The sequence below is a fragment of the Paenibacillus sp. VTT E-133291 genome (assembly GCF_002264395.1).
GTDB lineage: Bacteria > Bacillota > Bacilli > Paenibacillales > Paenibacillaceae > Paenibacillus_AQ > Paenibacillus_AQ nitricinens.
The window spans coordinates 1-2,596 of record NZ_NFVA01000192.1 but is presented as its reverse complement, the minus strand read 5'-3'; the positions used below and the strand labels follow the sequence as shown (position 1 = coordinate 2,596).

Here is a 2,596-nt window from a genome sequence, read left to right as displayed (position 1 = left end):
ATTACAGGGGCACAGCTGGCGTTTGATGCGGCAGGTCATGCAGAGATTACTAGTGCAGTTATTGACCTTACCTGGCCTGAACTTGCTGCGCCAAGTATTGAGACTGTGACGGCAGGGAACGGACATATTCGTATTACTTGGAGTCCCGTATATGGTACCGATAGTTACGCTGTATATCAGTCTACAGCTTCAGGTGTTTATGGAGCTGAGGTAGCTACTATAAGTGGCTCTGAGAACAGTTATGATGCTGTCGGGTTAATTAATGGAACTGCTTATTATTTTATTGTTAAGGCTGTTAATCCTGACGGTATCAGTCCAGCTTCCAATGAAGTAACTAGAACGCCTCAGGTTCCAGCACCAGGTGCGCCAATCCTTCATTCACCTGTGGCAAGTAATGGCCTCATCGGCTTAACATGGGATCCGGTGAAGGGTGCAATAGGATACACTATCTACCAGGGGATTTCTTCTGGAATCTACGAGACGAAAGTAGCTACGGTGAGCGAATCGGTATATAACTATGATGTGACAGGGCTAACCAATGGCGAATCCTATTATTTCGTAGTTAAGGCATCTAATCCGGGAGGGGAGAGTGCAGCTTCTAACGAAGTTAGCACGAAACCAAGAACATCACCATCTGCACCTACGGACTTAATAGCAGTAGCCGGAGATGGCGAGGCAACTGTAACATTTGCAGTTCCTGATTCGAACGGGGGAACCCCAATTACGAATTATGAGGTTACTGCTTCTCCGGGTAATATCGTAACGGTTGGGGCAACAAGTCCAATAACGGTAACAGGTCTAGCGAATGGAACAACTTATTCGTTTTCAGTTAAAGCGATTAATAGCGCTGGTAGTAGTGTAGCCTCTGAAGTTTCGAACTCCGTGACACCGAAGTCATCAACGGAGGTTGAGATTACACCTACACCACAAACACCAACATCAACAACGGCTCCAACTGTAACTGCAACACCAACACCATCAAGTAATATCGTTGAGGTATTGGTGAACGGTAAGGTTGAAAATGCCGGAACAGCAACGGTGTCTGAGCAAAATGGACAGACGATTACAACGATTGTTGTGGATCAGGCGAAAATAGAGCAACGTATCGACAAGGAAGGTCAGAATGCAATTATAACTATTCCTGTAACTGCTACCTCAGATGTGATCATTGGAGAGCTAAATGGTCAAATTATCAAGAATATGGAGCAAAAACAGGCACAGTTAATCATTCGTACTCCAAAAGGAACTTATACGTTGTCAGCAGCACAGATTGATATCAGTGCTATTTCAGAACAGTTTGGCACAGGCATTGCTCTAAAAGATATGAAAGTGCAAATTTCAATTTCTGTTCCTACTGCGGATGTACTGAAAAGGATAGAAATGTTGTCAGAAAAGGAAGGGCTAACGCTGGTAGCTCAGCCATTAGATTTCACAGTAAAGGTTACTTACGCTGGGAAAACTATTGAAGTCACTCAGTTTAATACTTATGTAGAAAGAACGATTCCTCTTGCGGATGGCGTAGACCTGAAGAAGATCACAACTGGACTAGTGTTTGAAGCGGGAGGCACGTTCCGTCATGTACCGACGCAGATCGTTGTTATTGATGGTAAAGGTTATGCGAAAATACACAGTTTAACGAACAGTACGTATTTCATAGTTCAAGATCCGCAGAGCTTCAAGGATGTCACCACCCATTGGGCTAAGGATATTGTTAATGAAATGGCATCACGTAAGGTTATTAATGGTATCGGCAACGAGTTGTTCAACCCTAGTCAGGAAATTACACGTGCAGAATTTGCAGCTATTATCGTTCGTGGATTGGGATTGAAGTTAGAGAGAGGCACTACAACCTTTACAGATGTAAAGATCTCAGATTGGTATAATGATGCGGTACAGACAGCTTACTCCTATAAACTAATCGATGGTTTTGAAGATGGAGCTTTCCGTCCAACAGACAAAATTACTCGCGAACAGGCGATGAGTATGATTGCTAAAGCTATGATTATTACCGATTTGAAAGCTAAGCTTCCTTCCATAGAAGCGAGTGAGCTGCTGCATTCTTACACGGATGCGATTGAAGCATCGGGATGGGCTAAGAGTGGCATTGCAGATACTCTGCAAGCAGGAATTATCACAGGTAGAAGCGGAAATGTACTCGCGCCAAAAGCCTTTATTACGAGAGCGGAAGTTGCGGCTATCATTCAAAGATTACTACAACAATCAGATTTGATTTAATTCACGGTTATGGTTTCAGAGGATCCTTCATGCAGGTAGAGCTGCGGAGGATCCTCTTTGTATTATTAGCTTAGACAGAGACTTCTGGCTGAGGATGTCCCTCTTCTGCTTTGTTATTGACAAGAAGAAAAATCCAGATCATAATAACATATGAGCACTTATTCATATGTTATTATGATCTGGAGCTTTTGAATACCGCTGTGCGCGCATACAAATACTATCTTGCTGAAGGTAAATAGGAGGTAAATCATGAATAAGAACAAGAATAATCACAACCCTCAGATTGAACATGTAGACGTGCAACACTCCGATCACGATCACAGCGATCACAATCATTCCCATGCAGGACACGATCATTCCC

At 43.2% G+C, this 2,596-nt stretch carries 1 protein-coding gene; it reads left to right on the top strand.

Annotated features, from left to right (window positions below; all coding sequences use genetic code 11):
• Positions 1-2,235: S-layer homology domain-containing protein (locus tag CA598_RS31395; protein ID WP_094879034.1), on the top strand; the 2,235-nt coding region annotated here is incomplete at its 5' end.
• Positions 2,236-2,596 lie beyond the last annotated feature (361 nt).